25 protein-coding genes and 2 pseudogenes are annotated in these 20,644 nt (G+C 70.0%); 16 read left to right on the forward strand and 11 right to left on the reverse strand.

Annotated elements, in window-relative coordinates:
* Window positions 1-484 (forward strand): annotated as a pseudogene (locus tag JWN68_RS03890) (coproporphyrinogen III oxidase); the annotation flags it as partial.
* Here the strand turns inward: JWN68_RS03890 and JWN68_RS03895 are convergent.
* From JWN68_RS03895 to JWN68_RS03905, 3 genes are all read right to left on the reverse strand, one after another.
* On the reverse strand, window positions 481-1,332 hold the full coding sequence (locus tag JWN68_RS03895) for a DUF3097 domain-containing protein (RefSeq protein ID WP_297734970.1): 852 nt from the start codon (window positions 1,330-1,332) through the stop codon (window positions 481-483). The pseudogene JWN68_RS03890 and the gene JWN68_RS03895 sit on opposite strands and share 4 nt — an antisense overlap.
* 61 nt (window positions 1,333-1,393) lie before the next feature.
* Entirely contained in the window at window positions 1,394-1,747 is a 354-nt protein-coding gene (locus JWN68_RS03900; protein ID WP_297734973.1) for a hypothetical protein, read from the reverse strand.
* A 42-nt stretch (window positions 1,748-1,789) separates the two neighbouring features.
* Window positions 1,790-2,635, reverse strand: a complete 846-nt coding sequence (locus JWN68_RS03905; protein WP_297734976.1) for an MBL fold metallo-hydrolase — start codon at window positions 2,633-2,635, stop codon at window positions 1,790-1,792.
* A gap of 94 nt (window positions 2,636-2,729) precedes the next feature.
* Here JWN68_RS03905 and hrcA point away from each other — a divergent pair, with 94 nt between their 5' ends.
* From hrcA to JWN68_RS03920, 3 genes are read left to right on the forward strand one after another with little or no spacing between them, the layout of a single operon-like run.
* Window positions 2,730-3,758 (forward strand): heat-inducible transcriptional repressor HrcA, encoded by a 1,029-nt coding sequence (gene hrcA / locus JWN68_RS03910; protein ID WP_297734979.1) that lies wholly within the window; start codon window positions 2,730-2,732, stop codon window positions 3,756-3,758.
* 6 nt (window positions 3,759-3,764) lie between these two features.
* Window positions 3,765-4,940, forward strand: a complete 1,176-nt coding sequence (gene dnaJ, locus JWN68_RS03915; RefSeq protein ID WP_297734982.1) for a molecular chaperone DnaJ — start codon at window positions 3,765-3,767, stop codon at window positions 4,938-4,940.
* Window positions 4,941-4,943: 3 nt separating this feature from the next.
* Window positions 4,944-5,696, forward strand: a complete 753-nt coding sequence (locus JWN68_RS03920; RefSeq protein WP_297734985.1) for a 16S rRNA (uracil(1498)-N(3))-methyltransferase — start codon at window positions 4,944-4,946, stop codon at window positions 5,694-5,696.
* A gap of 30 nt (window positions 5,697-5,726) precedes the next feature.
* Here the strand turns inward: JWN68_RS03920 and JWN68_RS03925 are convergent, their stop codons facing one another.
* From JWN68_RS03925 to JWN68_RS03935, 3 genes are read right to left on the reverse strand one after another with little or no spacing between them, the layout of a single operon-like run.
* Window positions 5,727-6,785, reverse strand: coding sequence for a Gmad2 immunoglobulin-like domain-containing protein (locus tag JWN68_RS03925; RefSeq protein ID WP_297734987.1), 1,059 nt, complete (start codon window positions 6,783-6,785; stop codon window positions 5,727-5,729).
* On the reverse strand, window positions 6,782-7,339 hold the full coding sequence (locus tag JWN68_RS03930; protein WP_297734989.1) for a SigE family RNA polymerase sigma factor: 558 nt from the start codon (window positions 7,337-7,339) through the stop codon (window positions 6,782-6,784). Before JWN68_RS03930 ends, JWN68_RS03925 begins: the two co-directional genes overlap by 4 nt.
* Window positions 7,340-7,389: 50 nt before the next feature.
* On the reverse strand, window positions 7,390-8,376 hold the full coding sequence (locus JWN68_RS03935) for a Gmad2 immunoglobulin-like domain-containing protein (RefSeq protein WP_297734994.1): 987 nt from the start codon (window positions 8,374-8,376) through the stop codon (window positions 7,390-7,392).
* Window positions 8,377-8,449: 73 nt separating this feature from the next.
* On the opposite strand from JWN68_RS03935, the gene JWN68_RS03940 reads away from it, so the two are divergent.
* Together JWN68_RS03940 and JWN68_RS03945 are read left to right on the forward strand one after the other, a co-directional pair.
* The gene (locus tag JWN68_RS03940; protein ID WP_297734997.1) at window positions 8,450-8,809 is read left to right on the forward strand and encodes a histidine triad nucleotide-binding protein; all 360 of its coding nucleotides are present in this window, start codon (window positions 8,450-8,452) and stop codon (window positions 8,807-8,809) included.
* Window positions 8,810-8,865: 56 nt separating this feature from the next.
* Window positions 8,866-10,110, forward strand: a complete 1,245-nt coding sequence (locus JWN68_RS03945) for a hypothetical protein (RefSeq protein ID WP_297734999.1) — start codon at window positions 8,866-8,868, stop codon at window positions 10,108-10,110.
* 10 nt (window positions 10,111-10,120) lie between these two features.
* On the opposite strand, the gene JWN68_RS03950 is transcribed toward JWN68_RS03945, so the two are convergent.
* Window positions 10,121-10,399, reverse strand: coding sequence for a hypothetical protein (locus JWN68_RS03950; RefSeq protein WP_297735001.1), 279 nt, complete (start codon window positions 10,397-10,399; stop codon window positions 10,121-10,123).
* 125 nt (window positions 10,400-10,524) lie between these two features.
* Here JWN68_RS03950 and JWN68_RS03955 point away from each other — a divergent pair, with 125 nt between their 5' ends.
* The 8 genes from JWN68_RS03955 (at window position 10,525) to JWN68_RS03990 (ending at window position 16,146) form a co-directional block, all read left to right on the forward strand.
* On the forward strand, window positions 10,525-11,535 hold the full coding sequence (locus tag JWN68_RS03955) for a PhoH family protein (RefSeq protein WP_297735003.1): 1,011 nt from the start codon (window positions 10,525-10,527) through the stop codon (window positions 11,533-11,535).
* Window positions 11,536-11,560: 25 nt separating this feature from the next.
* On the forward strand, window positions 11,561-12,037 hold the full coding sequence (gene ybeY, locus JWN68_RS03960; RefSeq protein WP_297735005.1) for an rRNA maturation RNase YbeY: 477 nt from the start codon (window positions 11,561-11,563) through the stop codon (window positions 12,035-12,037).
* Window positions 12,038-12,075: 38 nt separating this feature from the next.
* Window positions 12,076-13,335 carry a hemolysin family protein gene (locus JWN68_RS03965; RefSeq protein ID WP_297735009.1) on the forward strand — a complete coding sequence of 420 codons (1,260 nt, stop codon included), beginning with the start codon at window positions 12,076-12,078 and terminating at the stop codon, window positions 13,333-13,335.
* Window positions 13,328-13,648, forward strand: coding sequence for a cytidine deaminase (locus JWN68_RS03970; RefSeq protein ID WP_297735012.1), 321 nt, complete (start codon window positions 13,328-13,330; stop codon window positions 13,646-13,648). The genes JWN68_RS03965 and JWN68_RS03970 overlap by 8 nt, the downstream gene beginning before the upstream one ends.
* Entirely contained in the window at window positions 13,645-14,421 is a 777-nt protein-coding gene (locus JWN68_RS03975) for a siderophore-interacting protein (RefSeq protein ID WP_297735015.1), read from the forward strand. The genes JWN68_RS03970 and JWN68_RS03975 overlap by 4 nt, the downstream gene beginning before the upstream one ends.
* Window positions 14,418-15,407, forward strand: a complete 990-nt coding sequence (era, locus tag JWN68_RS03980; RefSeq protein ID WP_297735018.1) for a GTPase Era — start codon at window positions 14,418-14,420, stop codon at window positions 15,405-15,407. Before JWN68_RS03975 ends, era begins: the two co-directional genes overlap by 4 nt.
* A gap of 124 nt (window positions 15,408-15,531) precedes the next feature.
* Window positions 15,532-15,735: a hypothetical protein gene (locus tag JWN68_RS03985; RefSeq protein ID WP_297735020.1), complete on the forward strand. Its 204-nt coding sequence runs from the start codon at window positions 15,532-15,534 to the stop codon at window positions 15,733-15,735.
* Window positions 15,736-15,768: 33 nt separating this feature from the next.
* A complete protein-coding gene (locus JWN68_RS03990; protein ID WP_366519735.1) occupies window positions 15,769-16,146 on the forward strand; it encodes a hypothetical protein in 378 nt (125 codons plus the stop codon).
* A gap of 243 nt (window positions 16,147-16,389) precedes the next feature.
* On the opposite strand, the gene JWN68_RS03995 is transcribed toward JWN68_RS03990, so the two are convergent.
* From JWN68_RS03995 to JWN68_RS04010, 4 genes are read right to left on the reverse strand one after another with little or no spacing between them, the layout of a single operon-like run.
* Window positions 16,390-16,872 (reverse strand): GNAT family N-acetyltransferase, encoded by a 483-nt coding sequence (locus JWN68_RS03995; RefSeq protein ID WP_297735026.1) that lies wholly within the window; start codon window positions 16,870-16,872, stop codon window positions 16,390-16,392.
* Between the two features lie 58 nt (window positions 16,873-16,930).
* Window positions 16,931-17,752 (reverse strand): septum formation family protein, encoded by an 822-nt coding sequence (locus tag JWN68_RS04000; RefSeq protein ID WP_297735029.1) that lies wholly within the window; start codon window positions 17,750-17,752, stop codon window positions 16,931-16,933.
* A complete protein-coding gene (locus JWN68_RS04005) occupies window positions 17,749-18,540 on the reverse strand; it encodes a septum formation family protein (RefSeq protein WP_297735032.1) in 792 nt (263 codons plus the stop codon). The genes JWN68_RS04000 and JWN68_RS04005 overlap by 4 nt, the downstream gene beginning before the upstream one ends.
* A gap of 36 nt (window positions 18,541-18,576) precedes the next feature.
* Entirely contained in the window at window positions 18,577-19,062 is a 486-nt protein-coding gene (locus JWN68_RS04010; RefSeq protein WP_297735035.1) for a flavodoxin family protein, read from the reverse strand.
* Between the two features lie 36 nt (window positions 19,063-19,098).
* Here JWN68_RS04010 and JWN68_RS04015 point away from each other — a divergent pair, with 36 nt between their 5' ends.
* Both JWN68_RS04015 and JWN68_RS04020 read left to right on the forward strand, forming a co-directional pair.
* Window positions 19,099-19,866 carry a class I SAM-dependent methyltransferase gene (locus JWN68_RS04015; protein ID WP_297735037.1) on the forward strand — a complete coding sequence of 256 codons (768 nt, stop codon included), beginning with the start codon at window positions 19,099-19,101 and terminating at the stop codon, window positions 19,864-19,866.
* 107 nt (window positions 19,867-19,973) lie between these two features.
* Window positions 19,974-20,644: pseudogene (locus JWN68_RS04020) on the forward strand (2-isopropylmalate synthase); the annotation flags it as partial.

Genomic DNA, 20,644 nt, shown 5'->3' on the forward strand with positions numbered 1-20,644 from the left:
GATGCCCGACGAGGACGACCTCGCCGACAAGTATGACCTCGCAGACGATCGACTCACCGCAGCCGGCCTCGAGTGGTACGAAGTCTCCAACTGGGCTCGCCGGCGCGAGAGCCGGTGCCGCCACAACGTCCTCTACTGGACCGGCGGGCACTGGTGGGGTGCCGGGCCCGGGGCGCACTCGCACGTCGGTGGGGTGCGGTGGTGGAACGTCAAGCATCCCGCGGCGTACGCCGACAGGCTGGCCGCCGGGAACAGCCCGGCCCTGGCCTACGAGCACCTCACCGAGGACGACCGACGCCTGGAGCGCATCCTCCTCGAGCTGCGCCTGCGAGACGGGCTGCCGGTGCTGGCACTCGATCGCAACGGCCGGTCGCAGGTGGCGCGCCTCGTCGAGGAGGACCTGGTCAGCCTGGCGGCCGAGCGCCTGATCCTGACCCGGCGCGGGCGGTTGCTGGCCGACGCCGTCGTGCGTGACCTGACCTAGGGCGCGGTTACGAAGTCGATGAGCTCCTCGACCCGCCCGAGGAGCTGCGGGTCGAGGTCGCCGAAGCCGCGCACGGCGCCGAGGACGTGCTTCCATGCCCGGGCGATGTCGGCCTGGTTGCGGTGGGGCCAGCCGAGCTGCTGACAGGTGCCGGTCTTCCAGTCGATGCCACGCGGCACGTCGGGCCAGCGCGTGATGCCGAGCCGAGAGGGCTTGACGGCTTGCCAGACGTCGATGAACGGGTGGCCCACGATCAGCACGTGCTTGCCGACGTCCGAGCGGGCGATGCCCTGGGCGATCCGGCTCTCCTTGGAGCCCGGGACGAGATGGTCGACGAGCACCCCGACGCGCCGCTGAGGACCCGGTTTGAAGTCGCGCAGATGCTCGGCGAGGTCGTCGACGCCGCCGAGGAACTCCACGACGACACCCTCGATCCGCAGGTCGTCGCCCCACACCTTCTCGACGAGCTCGGCGTCGTGCCGGCCCTCGACGAAGATCCGGCTCGCCCGCGCCACCCTGGCCTTGGCGCCGTGCACCGCCACCGAACCGCTCGCCGTCCGGGTCGCCGCGGTGGGGTTGGCCCGCGTCGCGCGCACCAGTGCCACGGGCTTGCCCTCGAGCAGGAACCCCGGTCCCATCGGGAAGGTACGCCGCTTCGCGCGCCTGTCCTCGAGGGTGACGGTGTCGAGATCGCGGTCGACGGCCACGATCTCACCGCACCAGTCGGTGCTCACCTCCTCCACGACCAGGCCGAGCTCGGCCGGGACGTCGACGGTGCGACCGTTCTTCGGGGCTCGCCAGTCGGTGGCCAGGACGTCGCCGGAATATCGATCGGTGGGGGAAGTCACCCGGGCAACGCTAGGTCGACTGCTCGGCGACGCGGGAGTGCCACGCCGCCGGTCGCCACACTCAGCCGCTGATGCCGGCCCCTTGCGCGCCGTCGCCGTGCCCGGCCCCGTCCTCGCTCTCCAGCTCGTCGTCGAGCTCGGTGCTGGGCGTGTCGCCCGACGACTTGTAGTCGCCGCTCGTGTCCTCCTGGGTGTCGTCCATCCCGAGCTCGTCGGCGTCCTTGGTCGCCTCGTCGTCGGGGTCGAGCGGCTGGGCGAGGGGGTTGTCGTCCGTGGGGCGCAGGTCCTCGGGGAGCTGCTCGTCCGAGACCCCGGCGAGGCCGGCTCCGTCGGGCCCTGCGCTCGAGGAGTCGTGGTCGGCGTCGGCCGGACTCGTGGTGGAGCTGGCGGTGGGTGTCTCGCTCTGTTCGGTCATGTGTCGTTCCTAACGGAGTTGGCGCCCGGCGTAAACACCCCCTCAGACGAGAGGCAGCCGTTTCTGCGCGCGGGGCAGGTGCTCATATCCCAGTCGTACGGCGGACGTGAGGAGCTGCTCGTCCCACGGCCAGTCGCCCTCGGCGAGGGCCTGCGAGGCCGGCACCCCTCGCCCGGCGAGGTCGCGGATCGTCTCGGCGATGATGCCCAGCTCGGTGCGCTGCTCCTGGACGAAGTCCCGGTCGACGACCTGGCCGTGCCCCGGCACCACGACGGTCGAGGACGTCATCAGTCCGAGCACCAGGTCCAGGGTGAGCGGCCACTCCAGCGGATAGGAGTCGTCGCCGATGAAGGGCTTGTCCGACTCCTCGATGAGGTCGCCGCCGACCATCACGTCGGCGTCGGGGACCCGGACCACGAGGTCGCCGGCAGTGTGGCCACGTCCGGGATGGATGAGCTCCACGACCCGGTCGCCCAGGTCCAGCGCGCGGGCGGAGGAGAAGCCGTGCGTCGCCGGGCGCAGGGTGGTGGCGAGGATCTCCTCGCCCCGCGCGTGGTCAGCCCAGCGATCGTCCGCCGGTTTGTCGCCGGCCTCGATCATCCGTTGCCGCGCGAACTCGGTGGCGTGGATCGGCAGGTCGGCGTACGGCGAAGCCAACACGTCGTTGCCGAACCAGTGGTCCCAGTGGTCGTGCGTGTTCACCAGCGCGGTGAGCGGCCCGGCCCCGAGTCGGCCGAGGTCGTCGGCGATGACCCGTGCCTGGCGCTCTGAGCCGTGGGTGTCGACCATCACGAGTCCGTCGCTGCCGCCGATGAAGGTGATGTTGACGTGCATCCAGTCGTAGTGGGCGACCCAGACACGCGGTGCCACCTCAGTGAACTCGGGCATGTCGGTCACTGTAGGCAGGACTAGTAGGCTTGGCACTCACGCACGATGAGTGCCAGTTCCGGGTGACGCCCGACGAGACCGACGAGGAGGCGCGATGGTCGAGGACCGCAAGCTCGCCGTCCTGCGCGCGATCGTCGAGGACTACGTCGCCACCGAGGAGCCCGTCGGGTCGCGCGCCCTCGTCGAGCGGCACGGCCTGGGTGTCTCGCCGGCCACTGTCCGCAACGACATGGCCGCGCTGGAGGACGAGGGTTTCATCCACCAGCCGCACACCAGTGCCGGTCGGGTGCCGACCGACAAGGGCTACCGCCTCTTCGTCGACCGCCTCAGCGGCGTCAAGCCGATGAGCGCTGCGGAGAAGCGGGCCATCGCGACCCTCCTCGACAGCGCGGTCGACCTCGACGACGTGGTGCAGCGGTCAGTCCGGCTGCTCAGCAACCTGACCCACCAGGTCGCGATCGTGCAATACCCGACGCTCTCGCGCAGCACGGTGCGTCACATCGAGCTCGTCCAGATCACGCCCTCGCGGATCATGCTCATCCTGATCCTCAGCACCGGCCGGGTCGAGCAGCGCCTGCTCGAGACGCCGGTCGCGCCCAGCGAGCACCAGCTCGCCGACCTCCGCACCCGGGTCAACCAGGCCGCTGCCGGTGAACGCATCGCCGACGCGTCCGCCGCCCTCGGTGCCCTGCCCGACGCCCTCGGCCAGGACGACCGGGCATTGGCGAGCAGCATCGTCGACGTGCTGACCGAGGCGATGTCCGACCACCGCAGCGACGAGCGGGTGGCGGTCGGTGGCGCGGCCAACCTCGCGCGCTTCGGTGACAGCTTCCAGACTGCCGTACGCCCCCTGCTCGAGGCGCTCGAGGAGCACGTGGTCCTCCTGAAGCTCATCGGCGAGGTCACGGCCGGTGACTCCGTGACAGTGCGCATCGGTCACGAGGGCCCCTACTCGGAGCTCGCCTCCACCAGTGTCGTCGCGGCTGGCTACGGTCCGCCCGACCAGGCTCTGGCGACGCTCGGCGTCGTCGGACCTACCCGCATGGACTACCCCGGATCCATGGCGGCCGTGCGCGCAGTTGCGCGCTACGTCTCCAGGATCCTCGACGAAGGACAGCAGTGAGCAATCGTGTCATCTGACCTCTACGAGCTGCTCGGGGTCTCCCGGGACGCCGACGCCGCCGCGATCAAGAAGGCCTACCGCGGCCTCGCCCGCCAGTTGCACCCGGACGTCAATCCGGACCCTGCGACCCAGGAGCGCTTCAAGGAGGTCTCCCGCGCCTATGAAGTGCTCTCCGACCCGCAGAAGCGGGCGGCCTATGACCGCGGAGGCGACCCCTTCGGCGGCGGTGCCGCTGGTTTCGGACAGGGCCAGGGCTTCTCCTTCACCGACATCATGGACGCCTTCTTCGGGGGCAACGCGCCCGGCGCCGGCGGGCAGGGCCGTGGCCCGAGGCAGCGCGTGCGCCGCGGACAGGACGCCCTGATCCGCCTCGACGTCGAGCTCGCCGAGGCCGCCTTCGGCACGACCAAGGAGCTCAAGGTCGACACCGCGGTCGTCTGCACCCTGTGCCACGGAGACGGCGCAGCCCCGGGATCCAAGCCGATCACCTGCGAGACCTGTCGCGGCGCCGGCGAGGTGGCGCAGGTGCAGCGCTCCTTCCTCGGCGAGATCCGCACCCTGCGCGCGTGCGCAGCATGTCGCGGCTTCGGCCAGATCAACCCCGACCCGTGCCGCGAGTGCTCCGGCGACGGCCGGGTCCGGACGCGGCGCACCCTCAACGTCAAGATCCCCGCCGGTGTGGACCACGGCACCCGCGTCCAGCTCACCGAGCAGGGCGAGGTCGGCCCCGGAGGTGGGGCCGCGGGCGACCTCTACGTCGAGATCCACGTCGAGCAGCACCCGACCTTCACCCGTCACGGCAACGACCTGCACTGCACCGTCACCCTCCCGATGACCGCCGCCGCACTGGGGACCACCCTCACCCTGCCGCTCCTGGAAGCGGACCTCGAGCCCAGTGACGACTCCGACATGCGGGTCGACTACGACCTCGAGGTCGCTCCCGGCACCCAGTCGGGCAGCGAGCAGGTGCTCCGCGGATTCGGCGCACCAGGTCTGCGGGGCGGTCGCGGCGACCTCATCGTGACGGTCCTCGTGGACACCCCCACCCGTCTGGATGCGCGGCAGGAGGAGCTCCTGCGCGAGCTCGCGGCCCTCCGTGGCGAGGAGACGCCTGACGGCCAGGTGCAGTCGACGCAGAGGTCGGTCTTCAGCCGGCTCCGCGACGCCTTCAACCAGCACTGAGTCATGTCCTTCCCGGTTCACCTCGTGGAGTCGCTCGACGGCGTTGCCGTCGGGGCTCGGGTCGAGGTGAGCGGTGACGAGGCGCACCACGCTGTCGCCGTACGCCGCCTGCGGGTCGGCGAAGAGGTCGTGCTCACCGACGGGCTCGGCCACCGCGTCGCCGGAGAGGTGGCCTCGACCGGCAAGCGCGTCTTCGAGGTGCTCGTCACCAGTGCCAGCTTGATCCCGCGACCGTCCCCGTCCTTCACGGTCGTCCAGGCACTGCCCAAGGGCGACCGGGGCGAACTGGCCGTCGAGGTGCTGACCGAGGTCGGCGTCGACACGGTCGTCCCATGGGCCTCGGCCAGGTCGGTCGCGGTGTGGAAGGGCGAGCGCGCAGCCAAGTCGCACGCGAAGTGGCAGGCGACCGCCCGCGAGGCTGGCAAGCAGTCGCGCCGCACGTGGCTACCGACCGTCACGCCCCTCGCCGCCACCGATGACGTCGTCGCCCGCCTCCCCTCTGCCGCGCTCGTCGTGGTGCTCCACGAGGACGCCACCACGGCGCTGGCCTCCCTCGACGTGCCGGCCGACGGTGAGATCGTGGTCATCGTCGGTCCCGAGGGCGGGATCACCCCCGACGAGCTGGCCGCTTTCGAGACGGCAGGCGCCGTGACCGTGCGTCTGGGCTCTGAGGTCCTGCGTACGTCGACCGCCGGACTCGCCGCCGTCAGCGCCCTGCTGGCGCGCACGGCTCGGTGGGCCTCTGCTCCGACCTGAGTCTCGGGGAGACTCAGGTCCAAGAAACACCTAGTCGACGACCTGGATGGTCCGGTTGTCCTCGTGGAACAGGCCAGCTCCGGACGGGTCGTCGGTCCGCGAGTCGACCACGTATTGGCCGGGCTCGAGGCCGCTGATGTCGAACGTGGCCTCGAAGGGGAACAACTTGTTCCCGCCCATTGCGGCGATGGCCGGTATGGGTGCGAGGACGTCGGTGCCGTCTGGTCGCGTGACCCGGGTGACGATGTTGCCCTCGAAGGAGTTGCCGGCCCCCTCCACCACCAGTGGCTGGTCGTTGTCCACGACCATCCCCTCGGTGGGAGTGGTCAGCGAGACGAGGGCCAGGGTGTCGAGGACGGGGCCGTTGACGAGCGGTTCGGACGTCGGCACGCCCAGGACTTGGACCACGGGGTTGCCCTGGTAGATGAACTGCACGGGCAGGCGCTCCTGCACAGCAGCCTGCGCGGTGTAGATGAGTTGTTCCACCGCCATTTTCCGGTCGGTCTCGGACAGGCCGCGTCCTTTGACGGTCGACGGCTCTCCGGTGCCGATGTTCCCGAGGTCGATCCGCACCGTTCCGTCGACCAGCTCAGCAGAGCGGAGGACGGTGCCGGTCAGCGGCCACAGGTTGTCGTAGTCGGGGTCCTGGGGGTCGGAGGTCAGCGCAGCCACGAGACTCGCCTCGAGGTCCGAGATTCCCCCTCCGTCGGCCGGCCGGAACTCGCGGTAGAGCCGCGGACCGTCGGGGGTGGACCCGACGAAGTAGACGGCAACCGTCTGCGCGGGGAGTGCGGTGGCCGACACGGACGTGGACGGCGTGGACTGCGACGGGGACGGGGACGGGGACGGCGACGAGGACGGCGACGAGGACGTGCCGGACGCCGGGTCGGTCGCGCGCGGCGGGGCGTCGTTGCCCAGCACCGCGAACGCGGTGACCGAGGCTGCGACTGCCAGGAAGCCCCCACTTGCGGCGTACGGCCACCGCCGCTTGGACGGCGTCGTCCGAGCCCGGATCTCGTCCAGGGCGTAGCGCGGCTCCACGTGGGCCACCGTGTCGCTCAACAAGTCGCGCAGCTCGTCGTCCTTCATGACTCGTCCTTCCAGAGGTCTCCGAGGAGGTCACGCAGGGCAGCCGAGCCACGGGAGGCGTGCGACTTCACCGAGCCGCGGGCGATGCCGAGTGCGTCGGCGATCTCGGCCTCGGACAGCTCGAGGTAGTGCCGCATCACGAGGACCTCGCGCTGGCGGTCGGGGAGCTGGCAGAGGGCGTCGAGGACAGCCTCGCGCCGGGCTCTGTCCAGCGCGCCGGTGTCGGACGGAGCGGTGATGGACGCACGTGGGTCCGTCGAGCGGAGGTGGCGGTCCACGACGCCGCGGTGTCGCAGCACGGACCGGGACCGGTTGACGACCGTCTGTCGCAGGTAGGCCAGGGCCGAGTCGTTGTTGCGGAGCCGCCCCCATCGACGGTGCATCGCCACGAAGGCGTCCTGGACCACCTCCTCGGCCGTGCCGACGTCGCGGACCAGGAGCACGGCCATCCGCACGAGTCGAGACCAGTGGGCGGCGTACAACGCATCCAGCGCGTCGTCGGCGCTCCAGCGCTCGGCGCCGGTCACCGCTCCTGCCAGGGTCGCATGGGCCATCACGCTAGTGGGACGCCCGAGCGGGCATCGCGGTTTACCTGGCGGTGGGATCAGTTGAGGACGAAGTCCTTGGTGTCCTCGTGCGGCCCGCCACCCTCGCCGTCCGACGGGTCGGACGTGAGGGCCACGAAGGTGTAGTCGCCCGGCGCGAGGGTCGAGACGTCCACGTCGGTCTCCCAGGGGTAGAGCTTGTCCATCCAGCCCTCGGCGGTCGCGAAGCCTTCGAGCACCACCGTCTCGCCCTGCCGGATCTCCCACGGCACGGTGGCCTCAAAGGACGACGCGACGCCGCTGGCCGCCAAGGTGTCACCGCCGACGGCGGAGCCCTGCTCCGGTGAGGTGATGTTGACCATGCTCGACACCTCGAGGGCAGGTGCGTTGGAGTACGGTGACTCGGTGCTCAGACCGAAGAGGCGCGCGCTCGTGTCGGGGCGGTCGAACTGCACCGGCACGCGCTCCTGCTGGACGCCCTGGAGCGTGTAGACCAGCTGCTGGATCGCCAGCTCGGCGTCCTGCTTCGACATGCCGTCCGGGCGCTCGGTGAAGCCGTCACCGGGGAGGTGGACGAGCAACAACCCATCGGTCGCGCTGATCTCGGTGATCTCCAGGAGCGGCCACAGCGACCGGTAGTCGGGGTCGAGCGTGTCGCCCGCCGTCACGAGTGCCGCGGCCTCCACCAGCGGCTTGTCGGAGGGTACGGCGCGGAACTCACGGAACAGCCTGGGACCCTGCGGGGTCTCGCCGACGAAGTAGAGCGGCACCGTGACGGTGTCCGCCGGCTCGCTGGACCCGGCCGGCTCCGTGCTCGTCTCGACAGGCTCGCTGGGCGAGGTGCTCTCGCCCGCCTGGGGGTCGGTGGCCTCGGACTCCTGCGAGGCCGGGGTGGAGTCGGGCGCCTCCTGGCTGCAGGCCGCGGCGCCCATGGCGAGTGCGCTGAGCGAGAGGGCGGCGGCCAGTCGGCGGCCCAGTTGGCGGCCCGGTTGGTGGCCCGGTTGGTGGCCCGGTTGGTGGCGCAGTCGTCGGGAGGGGGAAGTCATACGTTTCACGGTAGTGGGACGTGCTGGTTGCTCCATCGGTTACACGCCGCCGGCAACGACCTAGTCTGAGGTCATGGTCGCACCCGAAACCCCCCGTGACTGTCTGTTCTGCCGGATCGTCGCGGGCGACGTGCCGGCCGAGATCGTCCTCGCCGGGGAGAGCACCGTCGCGTTCCGCGACCTCAACCCCCAGGCGCCCACTCACGTGCTGGTCATTCCGCGCCACCACTACGACAATGCCGCCGACCTCGCCAGCCACGACCCGTCCGGTCTGGCCGACATGTTCGCGACCGCCGCCCAGGTCGCTGAGCGCGAGGGACTGTCCGGCGACTACCGCGCTGTCTTCAACACGGGTGCCGGCGCCGGACAGACGGTCTTCCATGCGCACCTTCACGTCCTCGGCGGCCGCCCGCTGAGGTGGCCGCCGGGCTGAGGCCCGAAGTGGGCGCTTTGGCTCCCAGGCCAACGCCTCGGCCCTAGGCTGTAGGCATGAGTGACCTGCGCGCGACGCGCTCCTTGATCGCGCTGTGCGCAACCGCCGTGCTCCTGCTGACCTCTTGCGGTGGCACGAATGCCTTGGGCGATGACAGCCCGACGGCCGCCACGCAGTCCCCGACCGAGACCACCAAGACCACCGAGACGACCGACCCCGGTGCGGAAGCGTCCGAGACGCACACGGCGCACGACGAGCATGCCGACGCCAAACCGGCCAAGGAAGTCAAGCTCCGGGCGGGGGAGCGGCGCGCCTCGTTGGCGATGCCGGCGGCGTACACCCCCTCTGCACCCTTCGGCAAAGGCACCGACGACTACCGCTGCTTCCTCCTTGATCCCGAGCTCGCCCAGGACGAGTGGCTGACCGGGACCACCGTGCAGCCGGGCAGCCCCGAGGTCGTCCACCACGTGATCCTCTTCCAGGTCCCGCCCGAGCAGATCGCTGCGGCGAAGGCCAAGGACGCCTCGGAGGACGCCCAGGGCTGGACCTGCTTCGGCGGCACCGGCCTCGACGCCTTCCAGAACGTCGACGACGCCTCGTGGATCGGCGCCTGGGCCCCCGGCGGCAGGGAGTCCGTGCGCAAGCCCGGCTACGGCGTGAAGCTCCGGGCCGGCAGCGCCATCGTCATGCAGGTCCACTACAACCTCCTGGCCGGCACCTCGCCGGACATCTCCGCAGCCCAGCTCCGCCTGGCCCCCGGTGACCGGGACATGGAACAGCTGCACACGATGTTGATGCCGGCCCCCGTCGAGCTGCCCTGTCGTGCGGCGTACACCGACGGGCCGCTCTGCGACCGCGATGCCGCGATGCTCGACGTGATGGCGCGCTTCGGAGCCGAGTCGGGCACTGCCAATGCGCTCTACCTCCTGTGCGGGGGCAAGCCGAAGCCGGGCCAGGTGCAGAGCTGCACTCGGACCCTCCGCGAGCCCATGACCATCCACGCCGTGGCCGGCCATATGCACCTGCTCGGTCGGAAGATCAAGATCGAGACCAACCCGGGCACGCCCGAGGCCAGGACGGTGCTGGACATCCCGGTCTGGGACTTCGACGACCAGGGTGCGCGCGACATCGAGCCGGTCGCCCTGGCTGCCGGTGACACCGTCAAGGTGACCTGCAAGCACGTCCAGTGGCTCCGTGACGAGCTCCCGTCGTTCGAGGGCCAGCCCGACCGCTACGTCGTGTGGGGCGAGGGCTCCACCGACGAGATGTGCTTGGGCACGCTGCAGATCACCCGTCCCTGAGGCCGACCAGTCAGGACAACGCGTCCCAGGTCCGCAGCACGGTGAAGACGACTGGCAGCCCGAACACCACCAGCAGGACCCAGGCCGTGGCCCGGTGCAGCGGCTTCGCGCCGTTGAGCGACCCCGCGAAGTCGAGCAGCGCACCCTCGGGCACGTGGTGGGTCAGTCCCATGCCCCGAGCGTGACCCGGCAGGTTGTGTCCCGGGAACCAGGACGGCTCGGTGTCGTCGTCGTGGTCGTCCGGATCGTCGTCGGGCCGCTCGTGGGTAGCCCCCTCAGGACCCGTCATGGAGCCAGCCTACGAGCGGGAGCCGAATGAGTGGCAGGCCATCGGAGGTGTCTCGCGGCTGGTGGCTCGGTAGCATGGGCTGAGTCTCCACAGCCGATCCGGGAAGGCACCCACACCGGGAACCCATGACAGACACCTCACCAGCACCCACCCACACCGTGGTGGTGCCCAACAGCATCGACATGGTCAGCGTGCTCGGACCCGGTGACGCCCACCTGGGGATCATCGAGCGTGCCTTCGAGGCGAAGGTCCACGTCCGTGGCAACCGCATCACGCTGAGCGGCGAGCCGGCCGAGATCGCGCTGGCCGAGCGGTTGCTCGACGAGATCGTCACCATCATCCGCACCGGGCAGGGGATCACCTCCGAGACCGTCGAGCGCATCATTACGATGATGAAGGCCGAGACCACCGAACGGCCGGCCGACGTCCTGTCGCTCAACATCCTGTCCAACCGTGGCCGCACGATCCGCCCGAAGACGGTCAACCAGAAGCGCTACGTCGACTCCATCGACAAGCACACGATCACCTTCGGCATCGGCCCGGCGGGCACGGGCAAGACCTACCTGGCCAGGGCCAAGGCCGTGCAGGCGTTGCACGCCAAGGACGTCACCCGGATCATCCTGACCCGCCCGGCAGTCGAGGCCGGCGAGCGTCTCGGCTACCTGCCGGGCACGCTCAGCGAGAAGATCGACCCCTACCTGCGACCCCTCTACGACGCCCTGCACGACATGATCGATCCCGAGACGATCCCCAAGCTGCTGGCTGCCGGCACCATCGAGGTCGCGCCCCTGGCCTACATGCGCGGACGCACCCTCAACGACGCCTTCATCATCCTGGACGAGGCGCAGAACACCTCGCCGGAGCAGATGAAGATGTTCCTCACGCGGCTCGGGTTCGGCTCCAAGATCGTCGTCACCGGCGATGTCACCCAGGTCGACCTTCCCAACGGGGTGAAGTCCGGGCTGCGGGTCATCGAGGGGATCCTCGACAACGTCGAGGACATCTCGTTCAACCGCCTCACGTCGGGCGACGTGGTCCGCCACCGCCTGGTCGGCAAGATCGTGGCCGCCTACGACGAGTTCGAGGCGGCGACCCCGCGCGCGGAGCCGACCAGACCGCGCGGCGGTCGCCCGTGAGCGAGCGAAGCGACCGAGTGGGTCCATGAGCATCGAGATACTGAACGAGTCGGGCGTCGATCTCGACGTACGCCGCCTCTCGGCCCTGTCCCGGTTCGTCATGGACGAGCTGCGCGTCCACCCGCAGGCCGAGCTCTGCATCAAGGCCGTCGACGAGGACACCATCGCCGAGCTCAACCAGCGGTGGATGGAGAAGGAGGGCCCGACCGACGTGCTGGCCTTCCCGATGGACGAGCTGCGGCCCGGCAAGGTCACCGAGGAGCCGCAGGAGGGCGTGCTCGGCGACCTCGTGCTGTGCCCCGACGTGGCCGACCGCCAGGGCATCGAGGCCGGCCACGGTCGCGACGCGGAGATCGAGCTGCTCACCGTGCACGGCATCCTCCACCTCCTCGGCTACGACCACGCCGAGCCCGAGGAGCACGCGGAGATGTTCGGGCTCCAGGGCACGCTGCTGGAGCAGTGGCGGACCAGCAACGGACAGTCGGCTGATCCCGCCCAGTGATAGGTGATCTCTGGCTGCTCCTGGTAGCAGCCTTGCTCGTGTTCCTGGCGGGACTGTTCTCGGCGGCCGACGCCTCGCTGGCGGGGTTCTCCCATGCCCGGGCCGAGGAGCTGGCCGAGGAGGGCCGCCCCGGCTCGCGGCGGCTGGTCCGGATCCTCGGCGACCCCGCTCGCTACCTCAACACCGCGCTGCTGCTCCGGTTGCTCTGCGAGACCGCGGCGATCGTGCTCGTGGCACTGTGGATCCACGACCTCTACGACGGTGACTTCTGGCCCGCCTACCTCACGGCCGTCGCGGCGATGCTGCTGATCTCCTTCGTGGCGATCGGGGTGGCCCCACGTACCTTGGGACGCCAGCACGACGCCACAGTGGCGCTGTTCTCCGCCGGCCCGCTCTCGTTCGTGACGAAGATCCTGGGCCCGATCCCGCAGCTGCTGATCCTGCTGGGCAACGCGATCACGCCGGGCAGGGGGTTCCGCGAGGGGCCCTTCTCGACCGAGACCGAGCTGCGTGAGCTGGTCGACCTGGCCGAGGCCTCCGCGGTGATCGAGTCGGGCGAGCGGAAGATGATCCACTCGGTCTTCGAGCTCGGGGACACCACGACCCGCGAGGTGATGGTCCCGCGCAACGACGTGGTCTACATCGAGCGCTACAAGAACCTGCGTCAGACGATGTCGCTGTTCCTCCGCAGCGGCTTCTCGCGCGTACCGGTCATCGACGAGAACCTCGACCACGTCGTCGGCATCGCCTACCTCAAGGACATCGTCCGGCGCGACTTCGAGCAGCCCGACGTCGAGTTCACCCAGCGGGTCGACGAGGTCATGCGCCCGGTCCACTGGGTCCCCGAGTCCAAGCCGGTCGACGCCCTGCTGACCGAGCTCCAGGCGCGGCGCCAGCACATCGCGGTCGTCGTCGATGAGTACGGCGGCACGGCGGGCATCGTCACGATCGAGGACGTGCTCGAGGAGATCGTCGGGGAGATCACCGACGAGTACGACGAGGAGGAGGTGGAGGTCGAGTACGTCGACGACACCACCTACCGCGTGTCCTCGCGCTACCCGGTCGACGACCTGGGCGAGATCCTCGGGGTGACGGTGCGCGACGAGGACGTCGACAGCGTCGGGGGACTGATGGCCAAGCACCTGGGACGGGTGCCGATCCCCGGCTCCGTGGTCGAGTGCCACGGGCTCCGGTTCGAGGCGGAGCGGCTGACAGGTCGCCGTAACAAGATCGGGACCGTGCTGGTCGCGGTCGTCTCCGGGGACGACGACGAGATGCAGGAGAACGACGATGAGTGAGCTGTCGGCCGAGGACCAGAAGCTGGTGACGCTGGCGCGTGCCACCCGGGCGCGGACCAACGCCTCGGAGGGTGCCGCCGTGCGCGACCTCGACGGCCGGACCTACGCAGCCGCCTCGGTCGCCCTGACGTCGTTGAGGCTGAGCGCGCTCGAGGTCTGCGTCGCGATGGCGGTCGCGTCGGCGTCGCGTGGGCTCGAGGCAGCCGTGGTGCTCACCGCGTCGGAGTCGACGCCGTCGCTCGATGCGGTGCACGAGTTCGCCGGCCCGGACGTCGTCGTCCACGTCGGCGACCACCGTGGGACCTTGCGGTGAGCGTTCGCGCTGCGACGTACACCTGTGAGGTGCTGCGCCGCGAGCAGCTCACCTCCCACTTCGTCCGCCTCGTCCTCGGGGGGCCCGGCCTCAACGACTTCCGCTCGACCGGCGTCCCCGACGAGTGGGTGGCGCTGACGATCCCCGGGCAGTTCCAGACCCGCTACTACACCGTCCGGTCCTGGGACGGCCGTGAGCTCGTGCTCGACATCGTCGTGCACGAGCACGGACTCGTGACCGAGTGGGCCTCGATTGACTGCGTCGGCGATGTGGTGACGGTGAGCGAGCCCAAGGGGTCCTTCTCGATGCCGGCCGACGCCGCCTGGTTGCTGCTGGTCGGTGACCTCACCGCCCTGCCTGCCGTGGCGCGCATCAAGGAGACGGTGGCGGTGCCGGTCACCGCGTGGGTGGAGACTCCCGACGAGCCGATCCGGGACTACGTCAGCGGCGACATCAGCTGGTCGACCCCACCTGCAGGCGTCGAGACCGCCACTGCCGACATCGTGGCCGGGATCGACTGGCCGGCCGGGACGGGCTACTTCTGGATGGCCGGTGAGTCCGCCCAGATGCGGGCCATCCGCAAGCACCTGATGCGCGAGCGGCAGCTGCCCACCTCGGCGTACGACGTCATGGGCTATTGGCGCGGCGGCGGCCAGAAGCGGCAGCCCCGTGCCGTCGATCCGGGACCCATCTGGCGCGCGGGCAAGGCGGCAGGGAAGAGTGACCAGCAGATCTGGGCCGACTACGACGCAGCACGAGAGAGCATCGAATGAGCGACGAGCACGACAAGGAGTTCGATGTCAGCGGGGTCGCGCCCGCGGGGCCGATCTACGGGACGCGGCCGGAGGGCTTCCGGAGCGGCTTCGCGAGCTTCGTCGGCCGACCCAACGCGGGCAAGTCGACGCTGACCAACGCGCTCGTCGGCAGCAAGATCGTGATCACCTCGTCCAAGCCGCAGACCACGCGGACGGTCGTGCGCGGCATCGTGCACCGGGCGGACGGCCAGCTCATCCTGGTGGACACTCCCGGTCTGCACCGGCCCCGGACCCTGTTGGGGGAGCGCCTCAACGACCTCGTCAAGACGACGTGGGCCGAGGTCGACGTGGTCGCGGTGTGCTTCCCGGCCAACGAGAAGATCGGTCCCGGTGACCGGTTCATCGTCAACGAGCTCGGCAAGATCCGTCGCACGATCAAGGTCGCGGTGGCCACCAAGACCGACCTCGTCACGCCCGAGCAGCTCGGCGAACACCTCCTCGACATCGCGGCCCTCGGCACCGAGACCAACACCGAATGGGCGCAGATCGTCCCCGTCTCTGCGGTCTCCGGGTCCCAGGTCGACCTGCTCTCCGACCTGCTCCTCGCGCTCTTGCCGGAGGGGCCGCCGCTGTATCCCGACGGTGACCTGACGGACGCGCCCGAGGAGATCCTGGTCGCGGAGCTCATCCGCGAGGCCGCGCTCGAGGGAGTGCGCGACGAGCTGCCGCACTCCATCGCAGTCGTGGTCGAGGAGATGGGGTTGCGGGAGGACCGCGACCCGGACAAGCCGCTCCTCGACATCTACGCCAACCTCTACGTCGAGCGCGACTCCCAGAAGGGCATCATGATCGGCCACAAGGGTGCTCGCCTGCGCGAGGTCGGCACCGCCGCCCGGCTCCAGATCGAGGCCCTGCTGGGCACGCCTGTCTACCTCGACCTCCACATCAAGATCGCCAAGGACTGGCAGCGCGACCCCCGCCAGCTCCGCAAGCTGGGCTTCTGACGGGCTGTCATCGCAACGCCTCAGTCGAGTGCCCATGGGAGCGGCTGCGCGTGCCGTCGAGCCGCCCCGGCGCTCACCGCAGATCCGGAATGCCCATCGTCTGGAAGGGCCCTACGGTGAGCCCATGACGACCGACACGAGCACCGACGCGAGCGCCGACGCGACGTTCAAGGTCAGACCACTGACCGCAGAGACCTGGCCGGCGTTCGACGCCCTCGTGGAGCGACACGGCGGGATCTTCGGTGGCTGCTGGTGCATCTGGTTCCATCCCGACGGTCCCGAGCACGGGCAGGGTGCCGAAGCCAACCGGGAGCTGAAGAAGAGGTAGGTCGAGTCCGGCGCGGCGCACGCGGCGCTGGTGATGGACGGCGACGAGGCGATCGGGTGGGCGGAGTACGGCACGCCGACCGAGCTGCCCACCCTCCACCACCGCAAGCAGTACGACGCCGAGAAGGAGCGCGACCCCGACTACCGGATCACCTGCGTCTTCGTCGATCGGAGGTACCGCCGCCGCGGTGTCACCGAGATCGCCATCCGCGGTGCGCTCGACCTCATCGCCCAGGCCGGTGGCGGCGTTGTCGAGGCTTATCCGCACGACCTGACCAACCAGACCAAGAAGATGTCGTCGTCGTTCCTCTACCACGGCACCCGCCGGCTCTACGAACGGCTCGGCTTCAGCTACGTCCGGCCCAAGGGCGTGAAGAACTGCGTCTTGTCGATCGAGGCCGCGACGCGATGAACCTGAGCGAGAACGGAGCGAGCATGCCGCCCGCTACCGAGCGGATGCGGTGGAGCTGACCTCGACAGAACCGCCCGCGCGCTAACTAGCATCGCGGGCGGCTCTTCGTCGGTGGCACACCCCCGGGGGGTAGATGTGCATCGACGTTGGCGGCTGCTCGCCATGGGGGTTCGAGCAGCCACTCCTAGGTTAGAACCGAAGCGGGCCGTCACGAGGGCGAATGGTCGAACCGGCTGGAGCGGTCTAGATCACCCGTCGCATCAGCTCGATCTGCAGGGCTGACCCCTCTTGCAACGGCTCCCACTCGCCCGTGGCCTCGAACCCGCACGTCTCGTAGAGCCGCCGCGCGGAGTTGTTTCCCTCCGTCACGTGCAGCTCCACCGTGGTGGCGTCGAGACGTCGCGCGTGGTCCAGCAGCCGGTCCAGGAGCGATCGGGCACAGCCGTTGCCCCTGGCCTCCGGCGCGGTCCACATCCCCCACACCATCATCCGGTCGGGCTCACCCGGTGGGTGCCACCCGCCGCCCATGGCCAGCAGCACTGCTCGGTCGCGGACAACGAGGACGGGACTGGACCCGGCCAGCCGGTCGCGCCAGTCCTGCTCCGAATTCTGCCGGGCGTCGGCCAGCGTCACGCCGAAGGCATCGGGTGCGTCGGCCAGGGCACGCAGCCGGATGTCCCGGAAGTCCTCCCAGTCGTCGGGCCCGATCTGCGCGATCGTCGTCATGGTTCGACCCTCGCAGCTGCGGTGGCGTGGTCGCCACTGCATTCCGCGTACGGCGACGTCAGGCCGGCGCCCAGCAGATGCCGTAGCGGCGGCCGGCGTCCCACTGCTCGCGGGAGGGCCGTTCCTCCGACCAGGTGAAGTCCAGCGGGTCGTCGGCACGGGAGCGGGCGGCCGAGCGGCAGGCCGACTCCATCTGGTCGCTGGCCGCACTGACCGCCGGATACGGCTTCCCGGCCAGCGGTACCGTCGAGATGGCCACCCACGAGTGTGCCACCGAGCAGGGCACGCGCTCGAAGGAGGCAGCGTCAGGGGATGCGGTCCCGCACATCGCGAACCGGTCCGAGTCCGCCACCATGCCCTTCGAGGAACGGGGGAGGGGCGCCAGCCCGCCGGCGCTCGCCAGGGCCACGACGTCACAACGGAACCAGTCGGCCCCGGCAGCCGCATCCGTCACCGACGGGGTGAACCAGATCGCTTGCACCATGCTCAGGCGCAGGTCCTCGGGCGTACCCCCGACCTGGGCACCCAGCAGCGACGTGCACGTGGCAGCCACCGAGGACTGGACGGAGGCGGAGTCCACCGCCAGCAGGTGGCCGGCCGACACGAGCGGGAGCCGGCCGATCTTGTAGGTGTGCGAGGTGTGCTTCGCCGAGCACGGGACGGCGGTGCCGCTGACGGCCGGCGCCACAGCCTGCGCGAAGGTCAGGCGGTGACAGCCGTCCTTGGCAGGCCGCGGGGCGGCGGACGCGGTCGGCTGAGCAGCGGTCGCCGACGGGACGGCCGGGGACGACGACGGTGGCGACGCGGCCGGTGGGGCGTCCTGCGAGCAGCCGCCCAGCAGGACGGTGACCAGTACAGCGCCGAGACTCAGGAGTCTCATCCGCGCGTCCAGGCCCAACAGATGGAGCGCCGGTTGCCGGTCTCCCACTCGGCCTCGTGGAACCAGGTGTAGGCGAACTTGTACTCGAGCGGATACTCCAGCCACGCACTCACGGAGTCTCCGCAGTAGTCGCGGGTGGTGACCTCGACCAGCTGGTCACCTGGGTAGGGATCGTCGCCGGCACCCACCTTGATCGTCGTCACGGCCCGCCAGGTGTGCTCCTCGCTGCAGGGCACCCGTGGGGCGCCGGGCACCGAGTCGCCGTTCACGCACGCCATCCACTGATCGTCCGGCAGGCCCGACGACATCAGAGCCTGTGCGGTCTCGGGGAGGTTGACGAAGGACGTGGCGTCCTCGTTGCCGCCGACCACGTCACAGCGATACCACCGGGCACCCTCGTCCCAGGCCTCCTCGGAAGGCCGGAACCACGCCCACGACAACAGGGTCCGCAGCACCATGCTCTCGTCGGCGCCCAGGAACTTCATGTAGGCCCTGGCGCAGGTCTTGTAGGCGAAGGCGCCGATCTCTGGATCGCCGTACCCCGCATCCTGGAGCCCAGCGGGCAGCGCACCGACGGCGAAGGTCTCGGCCGTGTGCTCTTGCGTGCAGTCCACGACCTCCACGGAGTTCGACGCGGCTGTGACGTCCTCGGGTTCGAGCACCCGGCAGACCCCGAGCTCCGGCACCTCGACGGAGTCCTCGTCGGGGGTCTCACTGCCGCCGGCGCTGCAGGAGCTGACAGCGAGCACGGCGGCGACGAGCGGCACGAACAGCAGGCGGCCAGCCATCCGTCTCCTAGGAACTCGTCACGCGCGCTGCGTTCGTCACTCGCTGAGCAGTGCGGCGATCGTACCTCCGAGCTCGTACGCCGCGGCGCGTTCCTGCCCCCCGACGTCACCGAGGATCTCCAGCACCGGCGCCGACTGCTGCCAGCCGAGCGCCTGGACGATCGACTGGACCGACCGGACGGCACCGGCGGTGTCGTAGCGGCCGTGCACCCACAAGCCGTACGGCTTCCGCCCGCCCTGCACCCCACCCGCAGCGCCGTCGTCGGCGAGAGCGCCGCCTGCCTCGAGGAAGATGGTGTCGAAGAAGTGCTTGAGTGCTCCGCTCATGTAGCCGAAGTTGGCGGGGGTGCCGAGCAGGTAGCCGTCGGCCGTGAGCACGTCGTCGGCCCGGGCGTCGAGTGCCTCGCGCACCACCACGTCGACGCCCTCGATCGCGTCGTCACCCGTGCCGGCCACCACCGCATCACTCAGCGAGCGGACGGTGTCGGTGGGGGAGTGGTGGACGACCAGGAGACGGGCCATGTCGGGGAGCCTAGAGAAGGAGTAGCGTCGCCGAGCATGACCTTCGAAGTGGCAGGCGACGCGTACGACAGGTTCATGGGCCGCTACTCCCGTCCGCTCGCCGGGAAGCTGACCGACTGGCTCGAGGTGGAAGCCGGCGAGGACGCCCTCGACGTGGGGGCCGGGCCGGGCGCCTGGACCGAGCACCTCGTCGAGCGGCTCGGAGCGGACCGGGTCTCGGCGATCGAGCCGTCCGAGGCCTTCGTGGGGGCCTTCCGTGAGCGGTTCCCCGACGTGAAGGTCAGGCAGGGGATCGCGGAGTCCTTGCCGTACGCCGATGCGTCGTTCGACGTCGCCGGCGCGTGTCTCGTCGTCCACTTCATGCGTGACCCGGTGGCGGGCATCGCGGAGATGGCGCGGGTGACCCGCCCCGGGGGCTGGGTCGGCGCGACCGTGTGGGACCTCGCCGGGCGACGTGAGCCGATGGCCCCGGTCTGGTCGGCGCTCGCCGAGCTGGCTCCCGAGCACCCAGGGGAGGGGAAGCTGCCCGGTGGTGCCACGGGGCAGCTGCAGGGCTACTTCGAGCAGGCCGGGCTGACGGACGTCGAGAACACCGAGCTCGCCGTCACCGTCACCCATCCCACGTTCGAGGAGTGGTGGGAGCCCTACCTCCACGCCGTCGGGCCCATCGGTGAGGTGATCAAGGCCCTCGATCCTGACAAGCGCGAACGGCTGCAGGCGACGCTTCGTGAACGCCTGGGGGCGGGGCCTTTTGAGATCACGGCCGTCGCGTTCGCCGTACGTGGCAGACTGTCCCCATCATGATGCGCAGCCTCCTTCTTCGCTGCCGCAGCGGGGCCTGACCAGCCGGACCCCTCGCTGCGGAGGGTGTGCGCGCCGGCATCGCCGAACTCATCCCGAGGACCCTTGTCATGATCTCCAGCAGCCCAGCGCACGACCGTTTCCCGCAGCAGCCGAGCGGCATGCCGCACGAGCGCTACGAGCCGTTCATCCCGGTCGACCTGACCGACCGCACCTGGCCCACCAAGCGCATGACCCAGGCGCCCCGCTGGTGCGCGGTCGACCTCCGCGACGGCAACCAGGCACTCATCGACCCGATGAGCCCGACCCGCAAGAAGAAGATGTTCCAGCTCCTCGTCACGATGGGCTACAAGGAGATCGAGGTCGGGTTCCCGGCAGCCAGCCAGACCGACTTCGACTTCGTGCGGATGCCGATCGAGGAGGACCTGATCCCCGACGACGTCGTGATCCAGGTGCTGACCCAGGCCCGTGAGAACCTGATCGAGCGGACCTACGAGTCCCTGCGCGGCGCCAAGCAGGCCATCGTGCACCTCTACAACTCCACCTCGACCCTGCAGCGACGGGTGGTGTTCGGCCTCGACGAGGACGGCATCCAGGACATCGCCGTCCGCGGGGCGGAGATCTGCAAGAAGTACGAGGAGCTCGTCCCTGGCACCGACGTGTTCTACGAGTACTCGCCCGAGTCCTACACCGGCACCGAGCTCGACTACGCGCTCGAGGTCTGCAGCAAGGTCATCGAGGTCATCGACCCGATGAGCCCGACCCGCAAGAAGAAGATGTT

This window comes from Nocardioides sp. (assembly GCF_025964975.1).
Taxonomy (GTDB): Bacteria; Actinomycetota; Actinomycetes; order Propionibacteriales; family Nocardioidaceae; genus Nocardioides.

Bases quoted from the DNA above. Each gene is read 5' to 3' on its own strand.
- JWN68_RS03900 (WP_297734973.1), bottom strand. From the start codon at position 1,747: ATGACCGAACAGAGCGAGACACCCACCGCCAGCTCCACCACGAGTCCG.
- JWN68_RS03905 (WP_297734976.1), bottom strand. From the start codon at position 2,635: ATGCCCGAGTTCACTGAGGTGGCACCGCGTGTCTGGGTCGCCCACTAC.
- hrcA (WP_297734979.1), top strand. From the start codon at position 2,730: ATGGTCGAGGACCGCAAGCTCGCCGTCCTGCGCGCGATCGTCGAGGAC.
- JWN68_RS03920 (WP_297734985.1), top strand. From the start codon at position 4,944: ATGTCCTTCCCGGTTCACCTCGTGGAGTCGCTCGACGGCGTTGCCGTC.
- JWN68_RS03925 (WP_297734987.1), bottom strand. From the start codon at position 6,785: ATGAAGGACGACGAGCTGCGCGACTTGTTGAGCGACACGGTGGCCCAC.
- JWN68_RS03930 (WP_297734989.1), bottom strand. From the start codon at position 7,339: ATGGCCCATGCGACCCTGGCAGGAGCGGTGACCGGCGCCGAGCGCTGG.
- JWN68_RS03935 (WP_297734994.1), bottom strand. From the start codon at position 8,376: ATGACTTCCCCCTCCCGACGACTGCGCCACCAACCGGGCCACCAACCG.
- JWN68_RS03940 (WP_297734997.1), top strand. From the start codon at position 8,450: ATGGTCGCACCCGAAACCCCCCGTGACTGTCTGTTCTGCCGGATCGTC.
- JWN68_RS03945 (WP_297734999.1), top strand. From the start codon at position 8,866: ATGAGTGACCTGCGCGCGACGCGCTCCTTGATCGCGCTGTGCGCAACC.
- JWN68_RS03950 (WP_297735001.1), bottom strand. From the start codon at position 10,399: ATGACGGGTCCTGAGGGGGCTACCCACGAGCGGCCCGACGACGATCCG.
- JWN68_RS03955 (WP_297735003.1), top strand. From the start codon at position 10,525: ATGACAGACACCTCACCAGCACCCACCCACACCGTGGTGGTGCCCAAC.
- ybeY (WP_297735005.1), top strand. From the start codon at position 11,561: ATGAGCATCGAGATACTGAACGAGTCGGGCGTCGATCTCGACGTACGC.
- JWN68_RS03970 (WP_297735012.1), top strand. From the start codon at position 13,328: ATGAGTGAGCTGTCGGCCGAGGACCAGAAGCTGGTGACGCTGGCGCGT.
- era (WP_297735018.1), top strand. From the start codon at position 14,418: ATGAGCGACGAGCACGACAAGGAGTTCGATGTCAGCGGGGTCGCGCCC.
- JWN68_RS03985 (WP_297735020.1), top strand. From the start codon at position 15,532: ATGACGACCGACACGAGCACCGACGCGAGCGCCGACGCGACGTTCAAG.
- JWN68_RS03990 (WP_366519735.1), top strand. From the start codon at position 15,769: ATGGACGGCGACGAGGCGATCGGGTGGGCGGAGTACGGCACGCCGACC.
- JWN68_RS03995 (WP_297735026.1), bottom strand. From the start codon at position 16,872: ATGACGACGATCGCGCAGATCGGGCCCGACGACTGGGAGGACTTCCGG.
- JWN68_RS04000 (WP_297735029.1), bottom strand. From the start codon at position 17,752: ATGAGACTCCTGAGTCTCGGCGCTGTACTGGTCACCGTCCTGCTGGGC.
- JWN68_RS04005 (WP_297735032.1), bottom strand. From the start codon at position 18,540: ATGGCTGGCCGCCTGCTGTTCGTGCCGCTCGTCGCCGCCGTGCTCGCT.
- JWN68_RS04010 (WP_297735035.1), bottom strand. From the start codon at position 19,062: ATGGCCCGTCTCCTGGTCGTCCACCACTCCCCCACCGACACCGTCCGC.
- JWN68_RS04015 (WP_297735037.1), top strand. From the start codon at position 19,099: ATGACCTTCGAAGTGGCAGGCGACGCGTACGACAGGTTCATGGGCCGC.